Origin of the sequence: Paraburkholderia sp. MM5477-R1 (genome assembly GCF_050436385.1) — a bacterium.
Taxonomy (GTDB): domain Bacteria; phylum Pseudomonadota; class Gammaproteobacteria; order Burkholderiales; family Burkholderiaceae; genus Paraburkholderia; species Paraburkholderia tuberum.
Genome location: NZ_JBNDMC010000004.1, coordinates 138,492 through 154,713, shown reverse-complemented (window position 1 = coordinate 154,713; position 16,222 = coordinate 138,492). Strand labels below are relative to the sequence as shown.

General features: G+C 60.9%; 12 protein-coding genes and 1 pseudogene. 1 reads left to right on the top strand and 12 read right to left on the bottom strand.

Annotation, left to right across the window (positions count from 1 at the left end; all coding sequences use genetic code 11):
• Positions 1–145 precede the first annotated feature (145 nt).
• The 11 genes from OKW35_RS11070 to OKW35_RS11020 form a co-directional block, all read right to left on the bottom strand.
• A complete protein-coding gene (locus tag OKW35_RS11070; RefSeq protein ID WP_429551971.1) occupies positions 146–1,537 on the bottom strand; it encodes an efflux transporter outer membrane subunit in 1,392 nt (463 codons plus the stop codon).
• A complete protein-coding gene (locus OKW35_RS11065) occupies positions 1,534–2,673 on the bottom strand; it encodes an HlyD family secretion protein (protein WP_429551970.1) in 1,140 nt (379 codons plus the stop codon). Before OKW35_RS11065 ends, OKW35_RS11070 begins: the two co-directional genes overlap by 4 nt.
• 23 nt (positions 2,674–2,696) lie before the next feature.
• Positions 2,697–4,232 carry an MFS transporter gene (locus OKW35_RS11060; RefSeq protein WP_429551969.1) on the bottom strand — a complete coding sequence of 512 codons (1,536 nt, stop codon included), beginning with the start codon at positions 4,230–4,232 and terminating at the stop codon, positions 2,697–2,699.
• A 214-nt stretch (positions 4,233–4,446) separates the two neighbouring features.
• Positions 4,447–4,632, bottom strand: a complete 186-nt coding sequence (locus OKW35_RS11055) for a hypothetical protein (RefSeq protein WP_429551968.1) — start codon at positions 4,630–4,632, stop codon at positions 4,447–4,449.
• Positions 4,633–4,747: 115 nt separating this feature from the next.
• Positions 4,748–5,920, bottom strand: coding sequence for an MFS transporter (locus OKW35_RS11050; RefSeq protein ID WP_429552139.1), 1,173 nt, complete (start codon positions 5,918–5,920; stop codon positions 4,748–4,750).
• Between the two features lie 150 nt (positions 5,921–6,070).
• On the bottom strand, positions 6,071–7,795 hold the full coding sequence (gene poxB, locus OKW35_RS11045; RefSeq protein ID WP_429551967.1) for a ubiquinone-dependent pyruvate dehydrogenase: 1,725 nt from the start codon (positions 7,793–7,795) through the stop codon (positions 6,071–6,073).
• Between the two features lie 354 nt (positions 7,796–8,149).
• Positions 8,150–9,151 (bottom strand): LysR family transcriptional regulator, encoded by a 1,002-nt coding sequence (locus tag OKW35_RS11040; RefSeq protein WP_429551966.1) that lies wholly within the window; start codon positions 9,149–9,151, stop codon positions 8,150–8,152.
• On the bottom strand, positions 9,139–9,474 hold the full coding sequence (locus OKW35_RS11035; protein WP_429551965.1) for a hypothetical protein: 336 nt from the start codon (positions 9,472–9,474) through the stop codon (positions 9,139–9,141). Before OKW35_RS11035 ends, OKW35_RS11040 begins: the two co-directional genes overlap by 13 nt.
• Positions 9,475–9,679: 205 nt before the next feature.
• A complete protein-coding gene (locus OKW35_RS11030; RefSeq protein WP_429552138.1) occupies positions 9,680–10,510 on the bottom strand; it encodes an alpha/beta fold hydrolase in 831 nt (276 codons plus the stop codon).
• A gap of 311 nt (positions 10,511–10,821) precedes the next feature.
• Entirely contained in the window at positions 10,822–13,626 is a 2,805-nt protein-coding gene (locus OKW35_RS11025) for an ATP-binding protein (protein ID WP_429551964.1), read from the bottom strand.
• Between the two features lie 237 nt (positions 13,627–13,863).
• The gene (locus OKW35_RS11020) at positions 13,864–14,229 is read right to left on the bottom strand and encodes an IS66-like element accessory protein TnpA (protein WP_429551963.1); all 366 of its coding nucleotides are present in this window, start codon (positions 14,227–14,229) and stop codon (positions 13,864–13,866) included.
• On the opposite strand from OKW35_RS11020, the pseudogene OKW35_RS11015 reads away from it, so the two are divergent.
• Positions 14,213–14,359, top strand: a pseudogene (locus OKW35_RS11015) (IS110 family transposase); the annotation flags it as partial. The gene OKW35_RS11020 and the pseudogene OKW35_RS11015 sit on opposite strands and share 17 nt — an antisense overlap.
• Before the next feature lie 579 nt (positions 14,360–14,938).
• On the opposite strand, the gene OKW35_RS11010 reads toward OKW35_RS11015, so the two are convergent.
• Positions 14,939–16,009 carry a porin gene (locus OKW35_RS11010; RefSeq protein ID WP_429551962.1) on the bottom strand — a complete coding sequence of 357 codons (1,071 nt, stop codon included), beginning with the start codon at positions 16,007–16,009 and terminating at the stop codon, positions 14,939–14,941.
• Positions 16,010–16,222 lie beyond the last annotated feature (213 nt).

Genomic DNA, 16,222 nt, shown 5'->3' with positions numbered 1-16,222 from the left:
ATGTCGATCTCGCTCGCCCCTTGATCCTTATCGCGACAAAGCCCCTCATCGCGGGCGGGGCTGGTGTCCGGAGTACGAACATGGACAAATGATAATTTCAGGTTACTGAAACTAATGAGTGCCCCCTTCGAAGCGACCCATTCTGTTATTCCGCGTTCTCCTTGTCGATACTGTCGGCGCTCCAGCCACCGCCCATGGCCTGATAAAGTTGCACACGTGAGCTCAGCGCACTGGCGCGGACCTGGACGACGCTGAGTTGTGCCGAGAGCAGACCACGCTGCGCATCGAGTTGATCCAGATAGGTCGTATAGCCTTCACGATAGCGATTGGTGGCGATGCGCAACGTTTCGATCAACGTGTCGCGCTGGGCTTTGACCAGCGTCAACTGCTCGTCGTAGCGCTTTGCCGAAGCGAGCGCATCTTCCACTTCACGGAAGGCGGTCAATACAGTGCCACGATAGGCGAACGCCGCCTCATCACGCTGTGCGCCCGCCTTCTCGGCCTCGGCGGTCAGCCTTCCCCCCTGGAACAAGGGCGCGAGAATACTTCCGCCCAGCGACCAGATAGTGATCGGGTCCACCTGCGTGGTGGAAAAGGACCGGCCCAGCGCGGTTGACAGGCGCACGTGCGGCAGGAAATTCTTCCGTGCCACGACCAGCGACTTGTCTGCCGCGGCGAGTTGATACTCCGCCTCCGCGACATCGGGTCGGCGGCACAACAGGCTGGACGGCAGGCCCGCGGGAATGTCGGGCTCGGCTAAGGCATCAAAGACTGCACCGCGCTCGATCGCCGCCGGAGCTTCATCAGTGAGCAGGCTCAATGAATTTTCAGCCTGGGCAATCGCCAGTTCGGTCCTGGGAATGAGTTGCGCGGTCGACTCGTATTCCGCCTGCGCCTGTTGCAGCTCCAGCCTGGACGAATAGCCTTGCTCGAATTGCCTCTTGGCGAGGCGTAATGAATCCTCGCGCGCGGCCAGTGTCTCGCGCGCGATCTTCAATTGCGCGTCGAGGCTGAGCAGGGTGATGTAGCCGCTCGCTGTCGAACTGGCAACCGACAACCGCGTAGCGTCCCGCGCCGCTTCGCTGGCCAGATACGCATCGCGTGCCGCCGAACGTTGATCGGCCAGCCGGCCGAACAGATCCACTTCCCACGCCACCTCGACATCGAACCGCCCGCTGCTCTGGACAAGCGGCGTGCCGAAGGGGCTGACGCTGCGGGAGCGCGCACCATCGGCGCCGAGATCGAGCGTCGGCAGCAATTGCGCGCGTGCCAATTGCACACTGGCACGCGCCGCGCGCACACGGCTGGCAGCGACGCCGATATCGGTATTGTTGGCCAGCGCCTTTTCGACCAGCGCAGTCAATACCGGATCGCCGAATTGCCGCCACCAGGCCCTATCCAGCGGCATCGTTGGTCCGGCGTCGGTGCGCCACTTCGAGGGTGGGGTGGCATTGGGCACAGCGGCGGTTTTTACTGCCGGTCCTGCACAGGCCGGCAGCAGCAGCGCAAGGATGAGCAGGGGGACGCAGCGGTTCACTGGCCACCGCCGCGGGTATCGATCGCGGTCTCGACCGACATGCCTGACCGCAGCCGCTTTGCCAGTTCCTGCCCCGGGTCGACGCTGATGCGCACGGCGATACGCTGCGCCACCTTGACGAAATTCCCGGTCGCATTGTCGGATCTGATCGCCGCGAACTCCGATCCGGTCGCCGGTGCGATTTTTTCGATATGGCCGCGCAATTCCACGCCGCCGAGCGCATCGACCGAGAACGTTGCGGGCTGGCCGACGCGCATGTTGTGGGTCTGCGCTTCCTTGTAATTGGCGACGATCCATACACTGTGCGGTACCAGCGACATCAGTTGGGTACCCGCGGTGACATAGGCGCCGTTACGCACGCCTACTTCGGAAAGCTGCCCGTCGACGGGCGCACGAATGATCGTGTGGCCCAGATCGATTTGCGCACTGAGCAACGCGGCCTGATTAGCATCGATCGCTGCCTGCAGTCCCGGACGCGCGACGAGCACGGTGCGCACATCTTCCGAGCCGATCGCGCGACTGGCAAGGGCTTGCTGCAGGGTGGCATGCGCGGCGAGCAGCGCGGCGCGGGCCTGGTCGTACTCGCGTCTCGAGAGCGAGCCATCGTTGACCAGCGCATCGGCGCGACGCATGTCTGCCCGGGTGCGGACGAGCTGTGCGCGGGCACTCGCGATATTCGCTTCCTGGCCCTGGATGGCTATTTCGCGTGAGCGCTGCGACTGCGTGGAATTGGCGAATGTGGCCCGCTGCGCGGCGAGGTTGGCCTGGGCCTGCTCGACCCGGGCGCGATAGGTGCTGTCGTCGATCGTCACGAGCACTTGGCCGGCCTTCACCTCGGCGAAGTCGTTGACCGCTACGCTCGTGACATAACCGCTCACCTGCGGGCTGATTACTGTCACGAAGCCGCGCACATAGGCGTTGTCGGTTTTTTCCGGCAAGCCGGCGAACGGCGGCAGTCGCCATGCGTACAGGACGACCAGTATCGCGACGATCGCAAGCAGCACGATGGCGATGATGGTCGCTGGATTTTTCTCAGGTGGGCGCCATCCGCGCGGCGCAGCCAGCGGGTCTGGCGTGGCAGCGGCAGCAGGCGGCTCGGTGACGGCCTTCGACGGCCCTGTGTTCGGTGTATTCATCGAATCACTTTCCCTTTGCCGCGTTATTTTTCATGGGTGGCCTGTGCGGCCTGTGCCTGCATCACTTTCTGCTGGAGAACGACGATCGGCGAAAGCTCGTGGCGCCGCTGCGTCGACCAACGAATCGCAAAACCCCACAACAGCGTCAGCACAGCGAGTATCCCAACGAGGAGGAATACGTCGTTATACGCAAGGATATTCGCTTCGCGCGACACGGTCTGCGAAAACGTGGCCGCGCCGTCGTCATGTATCCGTGCGGCGACCAACGGATTGGCCATGGTGATTGTCTGGACCAGTTCGTTCGAATGGAATCGCTCGCGGACTGTCTGAAAGGTGCCAAGCAATGCAGTGCCAACCTGTCCGCCGACACTCTGGCTGATATTGAACAGGACCACAAAGCTGACATAATTCTGCCCGCCCGTCAGTAGCGTCCGAGCTATACCGATCGCCATCGCTCGCCCCAGGAACAGCAGCGAGGCGAACCCGATCAGCGCCTGGGTGAAGTAAAAATTCTCCGGCCGCGTGAGGTTGGTTGCGTCGGCATCGAGGAATGCGCCTATCGCGATGAGGAGCGTTGCCAGCCGGACTGCGGATGCGGGATTATCCGGTTTGAATGTTAATACGCTGACAGCGATTCCGGCGATCGAAGCTGTCAGGATGATCAGGTTAAGTGTAATCATCTGATCGTTGAGCATGCCGAATATCGTCAACAGCCCGACCGAGCCGGAAGCCTGCTCGGAAAGCAGGATACGGATCGCCGCTGCAACCAGGATCAGCCGCACCATCTCGCGCCGACTCAGCCATCGCGTATTGATCAGCGGGCTGGCACGTCGATGTTCAACCAGCAACCCTGCGACGACCAGCGCGATGCCGGCAGCCAGCGACCAACCTATCCATGCACGCTCGGTCCACCATTCGATGCTCCCTTCGGAAACCACGGCGACCAGTAGCGCCAGACCAGGCCCGAGCAGGGCGAAGGTGAGGAAATCCAGCGGCTCGAATACCTTGCTACGGTCGCTAGGCGGTAATGGCAGCAGCATCACCGCGGTGAGCGACGCAAGCGCCATCGCGAACTCGAACCAGTAAAGCATGTGCCAGTCGCCCGCATCCAGCAGCCCGGGCGACAGGATGCGCGCCAGCGGAACGGCAAGCTGGGGAATGCTGATGCCGATCATGATGCCGTGCATTTTTTTCGGCGGGGGCATCGCTTGAAGCAGGTAGTTTATGGCCAACGTCGTAAGGCCGGCTGCAGCAACGGCGCTGACAGCGCGCACGGCCACCGCCATCCAGAACGCTTCAACGAACAGATGCAGCAGGGTGATCAGCGCATACACCACAAGGGTATAGCGGATAAAGGACTGCAAGCCGAATTGCTGGCGATACTTCACCAGCATGAGATTGGCCGAGACGTAGACCATGAAATAGGCGGCGGTAAGCCAGTTGGCCTCATTGCTGAAGAGCCCGAGTGTCCCCTGCGCGAAGTTCAGATTCACCGTGACCAGCGCGTTGCCCAGGCCCTGCGTGATGCCGAGCAGGCAGCCGATCGCGAAATAGCCCATGCGTCGGCTGCGAGGGTGTTCTGGATTGTAGGGGGAGCCTGGCAGCGTTGGCCGCTCATGCGGCTTGAAGACGTAATCAGTCGGCGCAGACATGACTTGTTGGAACTCCCCTTTGGACAGAACATATTCTGCGAGTAGACCAGGAAAGCAGACCAGACTATCAGGAGTGGTTGTTGGCGGGCGGCAAACCAAGGTTGACCCAGTGCATGCCATGCTAGGCGGTCCCCATGTCCGACACCATATCCCTGTCCATATTCAGTACCGCGTCGCCAAAGCCCCAGTGCACCAGTTCGCCATAGGGAATGGCCTGCAACTGCCGGTCCGTGATCATGCGCTGCCATTCCGCCGCCCGATGCGGCATATGAAGCGGGAAATCATCACGAGGTATTGCATGTTGCAAGGCCGTTCCCGACCCATCTGAGACGTTCGGCGTCGCCCGGCAGTACGTCGGTCAGCCGGCTAACGTCGATCATTGATGGGCCGGGATCTCAAGAAGGGATAGACGAGATTCAGACTCATTTTGTCACGCGCGCTCGTGGTCCGGTCTCACGGAGGAAGAGCGCCAAAACGATCGCGAGGGCGATACCGCCCAGCAGCCACGTGCCTCCCGCCCGAAACCCGGCCATGTTTATAGCGCTACCTGACGAAATATGTGCAAGCAGCTTGCCATACAGCGGCGTCAGGCAAGCGCTGAATGTGAACACTAGGAAATTGATCGCGCCGGTTGCGCTGCCCTTCACATTGTCGGGATTGACCTCTTTTATCACCGTGTAGGGCAGCATGGCCGCACCCGAACCGATGCCGAGTGACAGGCCGAGTACGTATCGCGGCACGACGCCCGCCGGCAAGAAGAATATACCGGCGCACGACACAAGCATGAGCAGCGCGCCGGCAATCAGCACGGGCTTGCGCCGACCCATACGATCGGCAAGATAGCCGAGCAGCGGGCAGCCGATAACCCAGCCGAGCGGCACCGTGCTGGCACGGCTGACTGCCTCCGCATAGCTGACGTGAAGGCCATTGCGCAGGAACGGCATGCCCCACATCATGTCCCCGATCGTCGTGGGCAAGAACAGCAAGCCGGCACAGAAGCCGCAAAGGTACGATTGAGGATTGGCGAGCACAGTCCTGTATGGCGCGAACATGGCAAGCCACGAGCCCTGAGGTGCCGCCGTGCCTTCATGTTCTTTCGGTATCGCAACCAGGATCAGCACGGCAATGGCGAGGATGCCAAGCCCGGAGATCCACCAAAATTGCTGCCAGGTGATCACGCTGTGGATCATCCGGCCGACGGCGAGCTGGCCTGCGGCGCCGCCCAGCATGCCAAAGCACTGGGTAAAACCAATAGCCGTCGCGAGGTGCCGTGGCGGGAAGCCGCGCGTAGCCAGGTATGTGGCGCCAATGAATGCACACGCCGAGCCCGCGCCTTGCAGCAGACGGCCGATCTGCGCGGCTTCCGCGCGGCCAAGACCGAACAGAACGGCCCCGGCGGCGACCAGCACGATGGAGACTGGGATGACCGCCTTGCCACCAAGTCTGTCGATGGCAGCGCCGACCACGATCGAGAACAGCGCATAGGTGTAGTAGTACAGGCCAACGAGAGCGCTGACTGCGACCGCGTCGCGCGCAAAGGCCGCGCTCAATTCGGGCATCATTACGCCGGGCGCGGAGCGCAATGCATACTGCATGAAGTAGAAGACGGCGCACAGCAGCCATCCGACGACAAAACCCATATGGATCACGCCGTCGCCAGATGTCGATGCCGGAGTCGATTCCGGCGTGTTCGCAACAGTACTGGACATGATTCTTTCCCCTTGGCCGCGTTGGCCCGTACGTGCTTACCGGAACAGGTTGACCTTAGCGAGGTCAACGAGCTGCTGCCCGCGTCCATCCATGACAGCCCGCAGCATGAACAGGCCAAACTTGTAGGCCTGATCAGCGGAGGTCGTGGGCGGCATCACAAGTTCCTGCCGCGCGCTCACCACATCCACCAGCGCCGGACCAGGATGCGCGAATGCCGAGCGCAGTGCCTCTTCCAGGTCGGCAGGACGTTCGACCCGCAGGCCTTTGATGCCCATGGCATTGGCCATCGCAGCAAAGTTCGGATTTTTCAGGTCGCATCCCGTATCGAGGTACCCGCCGGCCTTCATCTCCATTTCCACGAAACCCAACGTGCCATTGTTGAGCACGATGACCTTGACCGGCAGGCCCGCCTGGACCAGAGTGACGAACTCGCCCATCATCATCGTGAACCCGCCGTCGCCGGACAGCGAGATCACCTGACGGTCCCTGAACGTTGCCTGAGCGCCGATCGTATGCAGTAGCGAGTTCGCCATGGACCCGTGGTTGAAGGATCCAATCAGGCGCCGCTTGCCGTTCATTTTCAGGTACCGGGCTGCCCATGCGACGGGCGTACCTACATCGCAGGAGAAGATGGCGTCGTCATCAGCCAGATCGCTCACAAGCCGTGTCACGTATTGCGGATGGATGATGTTGCTATCGGCTTCCAGTTCGGCCAGTGAGTCAAGGTGTTGCCGGGCCTCCTGATAGTCTTTCAGTGCAATATCGAGGAAGGTGCCGTCGGTCTTCTCCGTAATCATGGGCAGAAGCTCACCAAGCGTGTCCTTCACGTTCCCCAATATCCCCAGGTCGATCGGACACCGGTTGCCGAGCGCCTCCGGGCGGATGTCGACCTGTGCGATAGCAACGCCGTCCGGATAGAACTGGCGATAAGGGAAATCGGTACCGAGCATCAGCAGCATGTCGCAGCTCTTCATCGCCGAGTATCCCGAAGTGAATCCGATCAGTCCGGTCATTCCCACGTCAAACGGATTGTCATACTCAATGTGCTCTTTCCCGCGCAAGGCATGCACAATTGGAGCCTTGAGCTTGCGTGCAAGTTCGATGACTTCAGTGTGCGCATCCTTGCAACCGGCGCCGCATAGCAGTGCCACACGCGACGATCCGTTCAGCATGTCTGCGAGCTTGGTGAATTCTTCGAGCGCCGGGCGCATGACCGATGGTGCCAGCGGTGCGATCCAGTTAGGCACAGGCGTGGCAAGCGGGGCGAGTGCTACGTTGCCCGGAACCACGACCACAGCCACGCCCTTACGTCCGATTGCCGCACGCATGGCGCGGTTAAGAATTTGTGGTAACTGTTCTGGGCTCGATACGAGTTCGACGTAGTGACTGCATTCCTTGAAGAGCATTTCGGGATGCGTCGCCTGAAAATAATCGATACCGATCTCCGTGCTTGGGATATGTGCTGCGATGGCGAGAACGGGGACACCGTTACGATGGCAATCGAAAAGTCCATTGATGAGATGGAGATTTCCTGGTCCGCAACTTCCACAGCATACGGAGAGCTCTCCCGTCAGATGTGCTTCTGCACCAGCGGCGAACGCCGCGCTTTCCTCATGCCGCATGTGGATCCATTCGATCGAGCCTTCCCGGCGCAACGAATCGGTAAACCCGTTCAGAGAGTCGCCCACGACTCCATATATGCGCTTCACGCCGGCTTTCACCAACGCATCGACCATGTATTTGGCAGCAATCTTTTTCATTTCACAGTCCCATTGAGGTTTGAAGGTTACCGCTCAGTTCGAGCGCGAACAGTCTGCCGGTGCTGCTGCTCTGCGCCGGTGCGCAGCAACAGCCTGTCGGACAGCGCCGGGAGCTGGCCGGCGCGCGCGATGATGACGCCGGAAATCCTGATCGTCCTGTGCGCGCACCCCAAGGCATTCAAAACATCACCCACGGCCAGGTCGTCTCCGCCAATCCCGATAACGTGCGATCCGCATGGCGATGAGCAAGCGCATCCACCTTTGGCGAGGCAACGAGGCTAGTGCCAGCGACAAGAATTGCGATGCACAGCACGACGTGTCGGTGTTCCGTGCAGAGCCAGTTCAGTCCATGAATCATCGCGCGCTCCCGCCCGTCATACTTTCCGCCCATAGACGCCGCGCAGGGGCGCCAACCGCAGGCCGGATGCTCACGCCGGGCGCGGGGCGTTGTTCCGCAGACTCGGGACGAAGCAGCCCGATGCAGCAGTCGATAAAAACCCGACTGCTCGCGGGCATGAACTCCCGTGACGGATAGGTAAGACACAACGCAACCCCGGCTCCGTCTACCGCATAGTCGGGCAGCACATGTTCGAGCGCGCCGCTTCGCAGCGCATCCTTCACCAGATCGGACGGCACAAGTGCGACGCCCATGCCCGCCATCGCGCACGTCTGGAGCACAAAGTCGTTTGCGCAAAGCGAGGACCTGATTCGACATTCCTCGGTCTGCGATCCCTTACGAAGGACGAGTTTGCGCTCGGTTCGTCGGTTCGGATCCGGGGCGTGCATCAGCGTATGACCGCACAGATCGGCGGGCACTCGGGGGCGACTGTGCGAGTCCAGAAATGACGTCGATGCCACGAGAATCCGCCGGGACATCCTGATCGACCGGATTACCGCAGTGGTGTTTCCAATCAGGTCCGGCGGAAGCATGCCGATGTCGTATCCGCCCGCAACGATGTCGGTCCTGGTTTCGCTGATTGAGACCTCCAGATCGACTTGCGGAGCCCGCGCCTTGTATCCGACAAGGATTCGTGTGAGGTCCGAAGCGGCGGCGCCTGGGTGCACGACCAGCCTCAGGGTGCCGGACAATTGCTGCCTTTCCGACTTCAGGCGCAGGTCCGCCGCCTCGATCTGTGCGAGGATGCTTTCGCAACATTCGTAGTAGGCACGGGCGGTTTCAGTCAGGCAGACTCGCCGTGTCGTGCGGTGGAAGAGCCGCGCCTGCGATCGCGTCTCGATATCTGCGATCGCTCTCGAAACGCTCGACGTGGTCATGCTCAAACTATCGGCTGCCCGTGTGAAGCTCTGCAGCCTGGCAACGGCCACGAATACTCTCAATTCGGTCAAACGTTCCATTGTTTTCTCTGTCCCATGTGGGCAAATGCGCCGTCGAGACTTCGACTCGTGATCGTCTGCGTCTCGAAACGTGGCCTTGCGTCAGCTCCAGTGATTAGATTGAGCAGGGCGCCGCCAAAAAGCGCCATGGCAACCAGCGATACCACACCGCAGCAGAACGCGACGGAGGACGCGGTCTGCATCGCTTCGATCCGGCGCATCTGGCATTCAGAAACGAGTCTCACGTTCAGTACTCCCAAAAACACCGATGCGGCGCGCCTACGATGTGCGCCACCCGGCCGGGCGAGCGGTACCGGCTGCTCGATGCGCAATGAAATTTCCATAAGATCAATGCCTTACGGGCGAAATTGGAAGTCTCGTGGCACGCGCCTTGAGATGTTGTCAACTCAGGCGGTAATCGCCTTGTGGTGGCGGCATTCTGAGTTGACAGACTTATTGCGTTCTACGCCTGGCGGGTTACCAGGGTCCGGGAGCTCCAGGCGCTCGTACGCCTCAAATCGGCCAGCAGCGCTCCCCGATCTAGCGCGGTCATGACTTGAAGAACGCCAGGAGGTCCGCGTTGATAACCTCCGCCTGTGTCGTCGGCATGCCGTGTGGGAAGCCTTTATACGTCTTCAGCGCGCCATTCTTGAGAAGCTTGGCCGACAGCGGACCGGAGTCGGCGTAGGGTACGATTTGGTCGTCGTCGCCGTGCATCACAAGCACAGGCACAGTGATTTTCTTCAGGTCCTCGGTGAAATCGGTCTGCGAGAACGCGACGATGCCGTCATAGTGCGCCTTGGCACTACCCATCATTCCTTGCCGCCACCAGTTCTGGACAATCCCTTCCTGAATCTTCACGTCACGCCGATTGAAGCCGTAGAACGGCCCCTCAGGGAGATCGCGGAAAAATTGCGCCCGATTCGTGGCGGTCTGTTGTTGCAGATCGTCGAACACATTCTTCGGCAGGCCTCCTGCATTGGACGCGCTCTTGACCATGAGCGGCGGTACGGCTGCGATCAGGCAGGCCTTTGTGGCCCGCTTCTCGCCGTGGCGCGCCAGGTAACGTACGACCTCGCCGCCGCCGGTGGAGTGTCCCACGTAGATAGCGCCCTTGAGGTCGAGATGCGTTACCACCGCGGCCAAGTCATCCGCGTAATGGTCCATGTCGTGTCCATCCCAGACCTGTGACGAGCGGCCATGGCCTCGACGATCATGAGCAATAACGCGATAGCCCTTTGAGAGGAAGAACATCATCTGCGCATCCCAGTCATCGGAACTCAATGGCCAGCCATGCGAGAAGACGATGGGAGTCGCATTTGCGGGCCCCCAGTCTTTGTAGAAGATCTGAACGCCGTCCTTGGTTGTGACGTAGCTCATGGCTAAATTTCCTTGCGAGGTTGCCGCTCTGTTCGGCGCGGTAGAAGCAGCGGAAGCTGCGAAGGGCACAGCCGCGGTCACTGCGGCGCCAGTCCCCAGAATCAGCAATTGGCGACGCGTGATTTCTGGGAAAGTAGGTTGTAGCGGCTCAGAGATGCGTTTCATGGGGTCAACATCCTTCTCGGTTGATACAGCGGCAATGAATACACGAGCTTCATGGTCATTCTCCAAGGGTTTGCATGGAGAAAGGTTAGCTCGGGAGAAGGGGGTGCCGCTTCTGTCAAATGACCAGTCCGATGACAGATCGGCCGTCAACCTTCTGGGTTTTCAACTTCGGCAAGAATAGAGCCCAGTGAAGACCGGGATTTAATCCCGGTCTTTGCAAAGATCTGATGCAGGTGGTATCCGACGGTTCGATGAGAGAGATAAAGCCTGATACCAATTTCCTTGTTCGAAAGCCCTTCAGCAGCGAGCTGCGCGACGTGAAGCTCCTGTGGGGTCAGTACCTCCCATACTCGCTCCGTTCGCCGGCGGCTCGATTCGCCCGAAGCACGCAGTTCCTCGCGCGCGCGGTCGCTCCAGGGCGAAGCGCCGAGCGCGTCGAAGATATCGCGGGCCTCACGCAATGGGGCTCTTGCGTTGGCAGGCCGGCGCTGGCGGCGCAGCCATCCGCCGTAAGCCAGGAGAACGCGTCCTCGCAAAAACGGCCAGTTCTTCGCGGCCGGCCCAAGGCCTTGTAGGAAGCACTGCTCGGCATCTGCAGGCGCGGCGAGCAGCGCCTTTCCATAGTGCAGCATCGTTTCGACCCACGGCACCGGCATCGGAGCCGAGACACGCTCCATCTGCTCGATTACGCCTCGGGCCGCCTCCGCATTGCCGGAAAGGACGCCCGCTTCCACGAAATCCGCGAGCGCGAAGAACTGAAGATCGGAATTGAAGGCCGGGTCGGCAGGGGAGAAAAGGCGCCGCAGATGTTCATACGCCTCCCCGTGCCGGCCCGCCCCGATCGCTGAGATACCTCGCGCGATCTGCAATAACGCAAGCAAAAAGCTCGCGCCGATAGAAAGAATCAGGCGTTCCGCCTCTGCCGCATGTGCTTCCGATTGCTCGAGATTGCCTTGCATGCCTGCGAGCCTGGCTTTCACGATCGTGGCCGCGGCGATCCACGGGATCCCGCCAGTCTCTTCGGCGAAGCGGACGGCTTCCTCGACCTCCCTCATCGCCCCCCTCCAGTCGCCGACCTCCATCTCGGCCCACCCTTGCGCGAAAAGCACGCGCGCGAGGTCGCTTAGCCGCCCCTGTTCCCGCAGCGCGGCGCTCGACTCGGAGAGAAAGCTTACCCCGAGGTCGAAAGCGCCAATGACATTGGCCGTGCTGCCGAGGATTCGCGCAACGGCAGGATCGCCATCGCTTGTTTCGGAAAGCCGCTGGAGCTTGACGTGCAAATCACCTCCCAGGCGGAGCGGTTCGACATAGGCAAATATTGCGATTAAGCGGGAGTCCGTCTCCGGCAACTCAAGCCGGTTTGCCGCAGCCAGAACTCTTGCGCGAAGTTCGTCGCTTGCATTGCTCCACCAGCAGCGTTGCGCGGCGCGCATCAGGAGATTGCTCGCCAAGTCTTTTGCGCCGGCGCCGTAGGCCTGAGCGGCGAATCCAACCAGGGCTGGGATCTTCGCGGGATCATTGATCGTCGGAGGCCGGCTGATCTCTCGACACCAGCCGACCCGTGCCGGCGCGAGCTGATTCGATTCGTCCACCTCGGCCTGACGCAACAGACGCTCCAGCAGTTCCGGCTGACCCAGATCGGCGGCAAGTTCGGCCGCCCGCAAAAGGCGGTCACTCTTGGCTAGCGCCGTGCTGCTCAGTCGTGCCGCATTTTCAAGGACCTCGATAGCCGTGGCCACGGCGCCCCGCCGCAGCGCCCGCGTCGCCATGCGATCGTAGTCGTCCGCGAGTTCGTCGTCGGATCCGATGGTTGCAGCCGCACGATGCCATAGCCGACGATCCAGTTGATCCTGAATGGTCGCGGCGAGCGCCGCGTGAATTCTTTGGCGCGTCGCCAGATCAGCCGCCTGATGCATCGCGGAGCGAACGAGCGGGTGCCGGAACCGAACCTCGGTTCCGTCGACCTCGATCAGCTTGGCGGCGATCGCCGGCGCCAGGGCATCGATTCCCACCCGCTCACCCAACACGGCTTCGCCGGCGGAGAGGATTTCGTGGAGCGATGTCCCGTCGTTTTCCGCCGACACGAACAGCAGAGTTCGAGCCACATCTGGAAGATCGGACAAACGACTCGAGAAGGCGCGCTCCAGGCGTTCCGTGAGGGGAAGCCACGGCGTATCTTGCGCCTCCGGAGCCCGCTCGCCGCGAGGCAACTCCAAAAGCGCCAAAGGATTACCCGATGCCTCTATGAGAAAGCGGCTGCGCAGGCCGGCCGGGAGGTCCTTGGCGTGGGTATCCAGCAGACGCTCGGCATCGGCCTGGTGAAGCCCCGAAAGTCGCAGCCTGAGGGTAGAGGCGTCGCCGAGCGTACGGTTGAAGTCATCGCGCATGGCCACCAGTAGAACGACGGGGTCCGAACTCAATCTGCGCGAGACGAAGGCCAGTACTTCATAGGTTGCCTGATCCAGCCATTGGGCATCGTCAGCAACAAGCAGGATAGGCTTGCGGGATGCACTTTCGGTCAGGAGTGTCAGCGTCGCGAGTGCCACCAGAAAGATATCCCGCGCCCCTGTGTCATCGCACGTGCCCAAGGCCGCCAGCAAGGCGGATCGCTGGCGAGGGACCAGGCCCGCTGCGCGGCTCATAAGCGGGCGCAGTGCCTGTTCGAGTGCAGCGAACGGCAAATGGACTTCGGCCAGCACGCCGGTCATCGTCAGTACGGAGACCCCGTGTTCACTCGCTCGATAACTGACGACCTCAAGAAGCGCAGATTTCCCGATCCCGGCCTCACCGCTGATAACGAGTGTCGATCCCCCTTGATTGATCCGCTCGATCAGACGGTTGATCAGAGCAATATCCTGCTCGCGGCCCTGCAAAACGAGGGGCACAGATTGGGTGGCACCCGTGCGCCGCTTCGGCAGCGGCACGTATGCCTTTTTCGTCCGTTTGGCCATCCCACAACCTTCGCAGAGGTGCCGCCAAGACTATGTCAAGCTTCGACACATCGTACCATCTGCCAAGTGGGGGCCCATATACTCGTCAAGCGTATGGGCGGACTTCGGATGATAGAGGGCGCCGTCACGCAGCATGGCAAACAGCTCGTCGCATCCTTAGCTGCCAGACCCTAAAGCCGTTGCGCATGTCAGTGACACCCGCAGCGATCCAGATTCGAGTACCTGCGGGAAGGCCTATCATCGCGCGTCGCGCGGCGTATGGGAGAGCTCGCGTATCAGCAGGCGCAACACGGACGCCGAGACCTCGCCACTAATCCGGAGGCGCGCGTGGTCGAACTCGACCTCGCAGACCCCACCGTCTGTCGTCGCGGTCGATGCCGGTGGTACAGAAAGCGGCTTCGCAACATCGTCGATAACCGTCGCGGGCGACAACGGTGTTTGCGTTTCCTGCTGCCATATAGGCGCCGCGTTTGCATGCACCGTCGGCAAGCCATAGGCACCCTGGAGATATTGACGGCGCCCCTTGAACAGCAGATTAGCGTTGATGTCGTTCTGGCGGGCGATCAACGCAACCGACGCGCAGGGTTCGCCTCGCATCGGCATGAGTCTGACTGCCGAAGTCGTTCCGGTTCTCAGCACACAGGCTGTGGTGGTACCCGGTACTTATCGAGCGACCATCGCCATGCCGCGTCTAGCCCAGCAGCTCGCATCTTTGCACAATCAACGCGACGAGGGCTACCAGCGAAGTGGAACGCCGGGTGCACGCACAAGCGCCACAATCAGGCGTTGATCGCCCTTGCCGGCGACGTTCATCTGACGCAGGTCCAGCTATCGATGCCTTCCGCAACCGTGACTTCCATCACCCCTGTGGCGGCAAAATCGACTGGGCCCGCTGATGGTCGTGAGGCGGGACCAAATGACCATCTTCGTATTCCCTGGAACGCACGACAATTGGCACTTTGGGTGCTGGGCTCGGGGCTGCGTAAGCTGGTGACGGAGTCATAGCGGACGAGGAGGGTTGAAGGCGGCCTTTGAAAGTAATCGAATCATGAGGCAGAAAACAATGAGGCAATTCCGAACTCATTGTCCGCCAGCGCGATATGACGATGATGAGGCGGTCGGATTACTGTCTTTCAACTGCGGCACCTGTTGTGTGCGCTGCGGTTCGGCGGCCGGTCGACCTTTGGCGTTTCAAGTCGCAGTGGAAGGTACGTATCGAGGTCTCCCGGCTTCACCATCTCGAGCGGATTGTCGCGCTAGGGCCTCTGATGTGACCTCGCGCTGCGGGGCTGCGTAGATCCGGGCGACGGCTTCAGAACGTGTGCCGGATACCGGCAGCGAAGCCAAACTGATTGGCGCCCACGACGCCGGCCGGTGTGGAATTTTGCAATCCCAATGTGGCAAGCCGGTTATTCTTCACGTAACCGATGAATGAGTAGAGAGACGTTGCGCGCGAAAGCAGATAGCTTGCGCCAAGCTTATACAGGCTCGCGTCGCGATCGTTTGTGACCCGGTCGTCCTGACGGATGTAGGTCGCCGTTACGATCCAGAACGAAGTGGGGCTATACGCAATTTCGGCGGTATAGAAATTGTCGCTCGTATTGCGCGTCGGGTTTTTGAAGTTTGAGAAGTCGAGCATGAATTCGAACTGACTCCACGCATAGTTCGCCCCGACGGTATAGGCGCGGGCGGTCGTTGCATCGGTCGCACCGGTCACGTCGCGACCCGTGAAATACGCCGCGCCGGCCAGGAAACTGCCGGTCCGATATGAGCCGCCGAGCGAGATCACGCGCTTGGTCCGAGTGTCGCCGGCGACGCCGCCGAACGCATACATCGCGGAGCCCTGAAATCCTGCGATTTCCGGGCTCATATATTCGACGGAATTGTCGACCCACGAATATTGGTAGCCGGTATAGCCCGACAGATTCTGGTAGAGCAGATTGTTCAGGGAACCGAAGTTGGAATAGCCCTCGATGTCGATGCGTGCCAATATGCGCAGCAACGGGGAGCGATTCTTGCCGAGCAATATGCCACCTGCGACGTCGCTGCTCAGGCCGACCGTCGCGCCGCGATCGAACAGCACCGTACCGGATGAGGCGGGCAGACCGCCGTTGATCGACGCGCCGGTACTGATGCGGAAGCCGCTTTCCAGTTCGAACGTCGCATGCAGGCCGCCGCCGAGGTCTTCGCGACCGGTCAAGCCCCATCGATTGGTTGAGTCGATGCCGGTTCCGAGTGCCCACGCGGATCCACCCGCGCCGACGTGCGTCTTGTAGAGGATGCCGCTATCGACGATTCCGTAGAGCGTTACCGAGCTTTGTGCATAAGCACCTGGCGCTGCGGCTCCGGCTAACACGAATGCTGCGAGGCACGTCTTTTTCATTGAGATCTCCTTGGGTTGCTGCGATTTTTTTTCTGCGGCTCCGCCGCTGACGAAACAGCACGCTTGCGTAAGCCTTTTGGTGCCCGGCCGATGACACGGCGACGTTGATTCGCTGTCAACATCTCAATGTCAAGTTAAGGGCGATATACAGTCAGGTACTGTGACTGGCAATCCGTCTTGCGTTGGGGAATTCCTTTTACCGGTTGAGCGGCG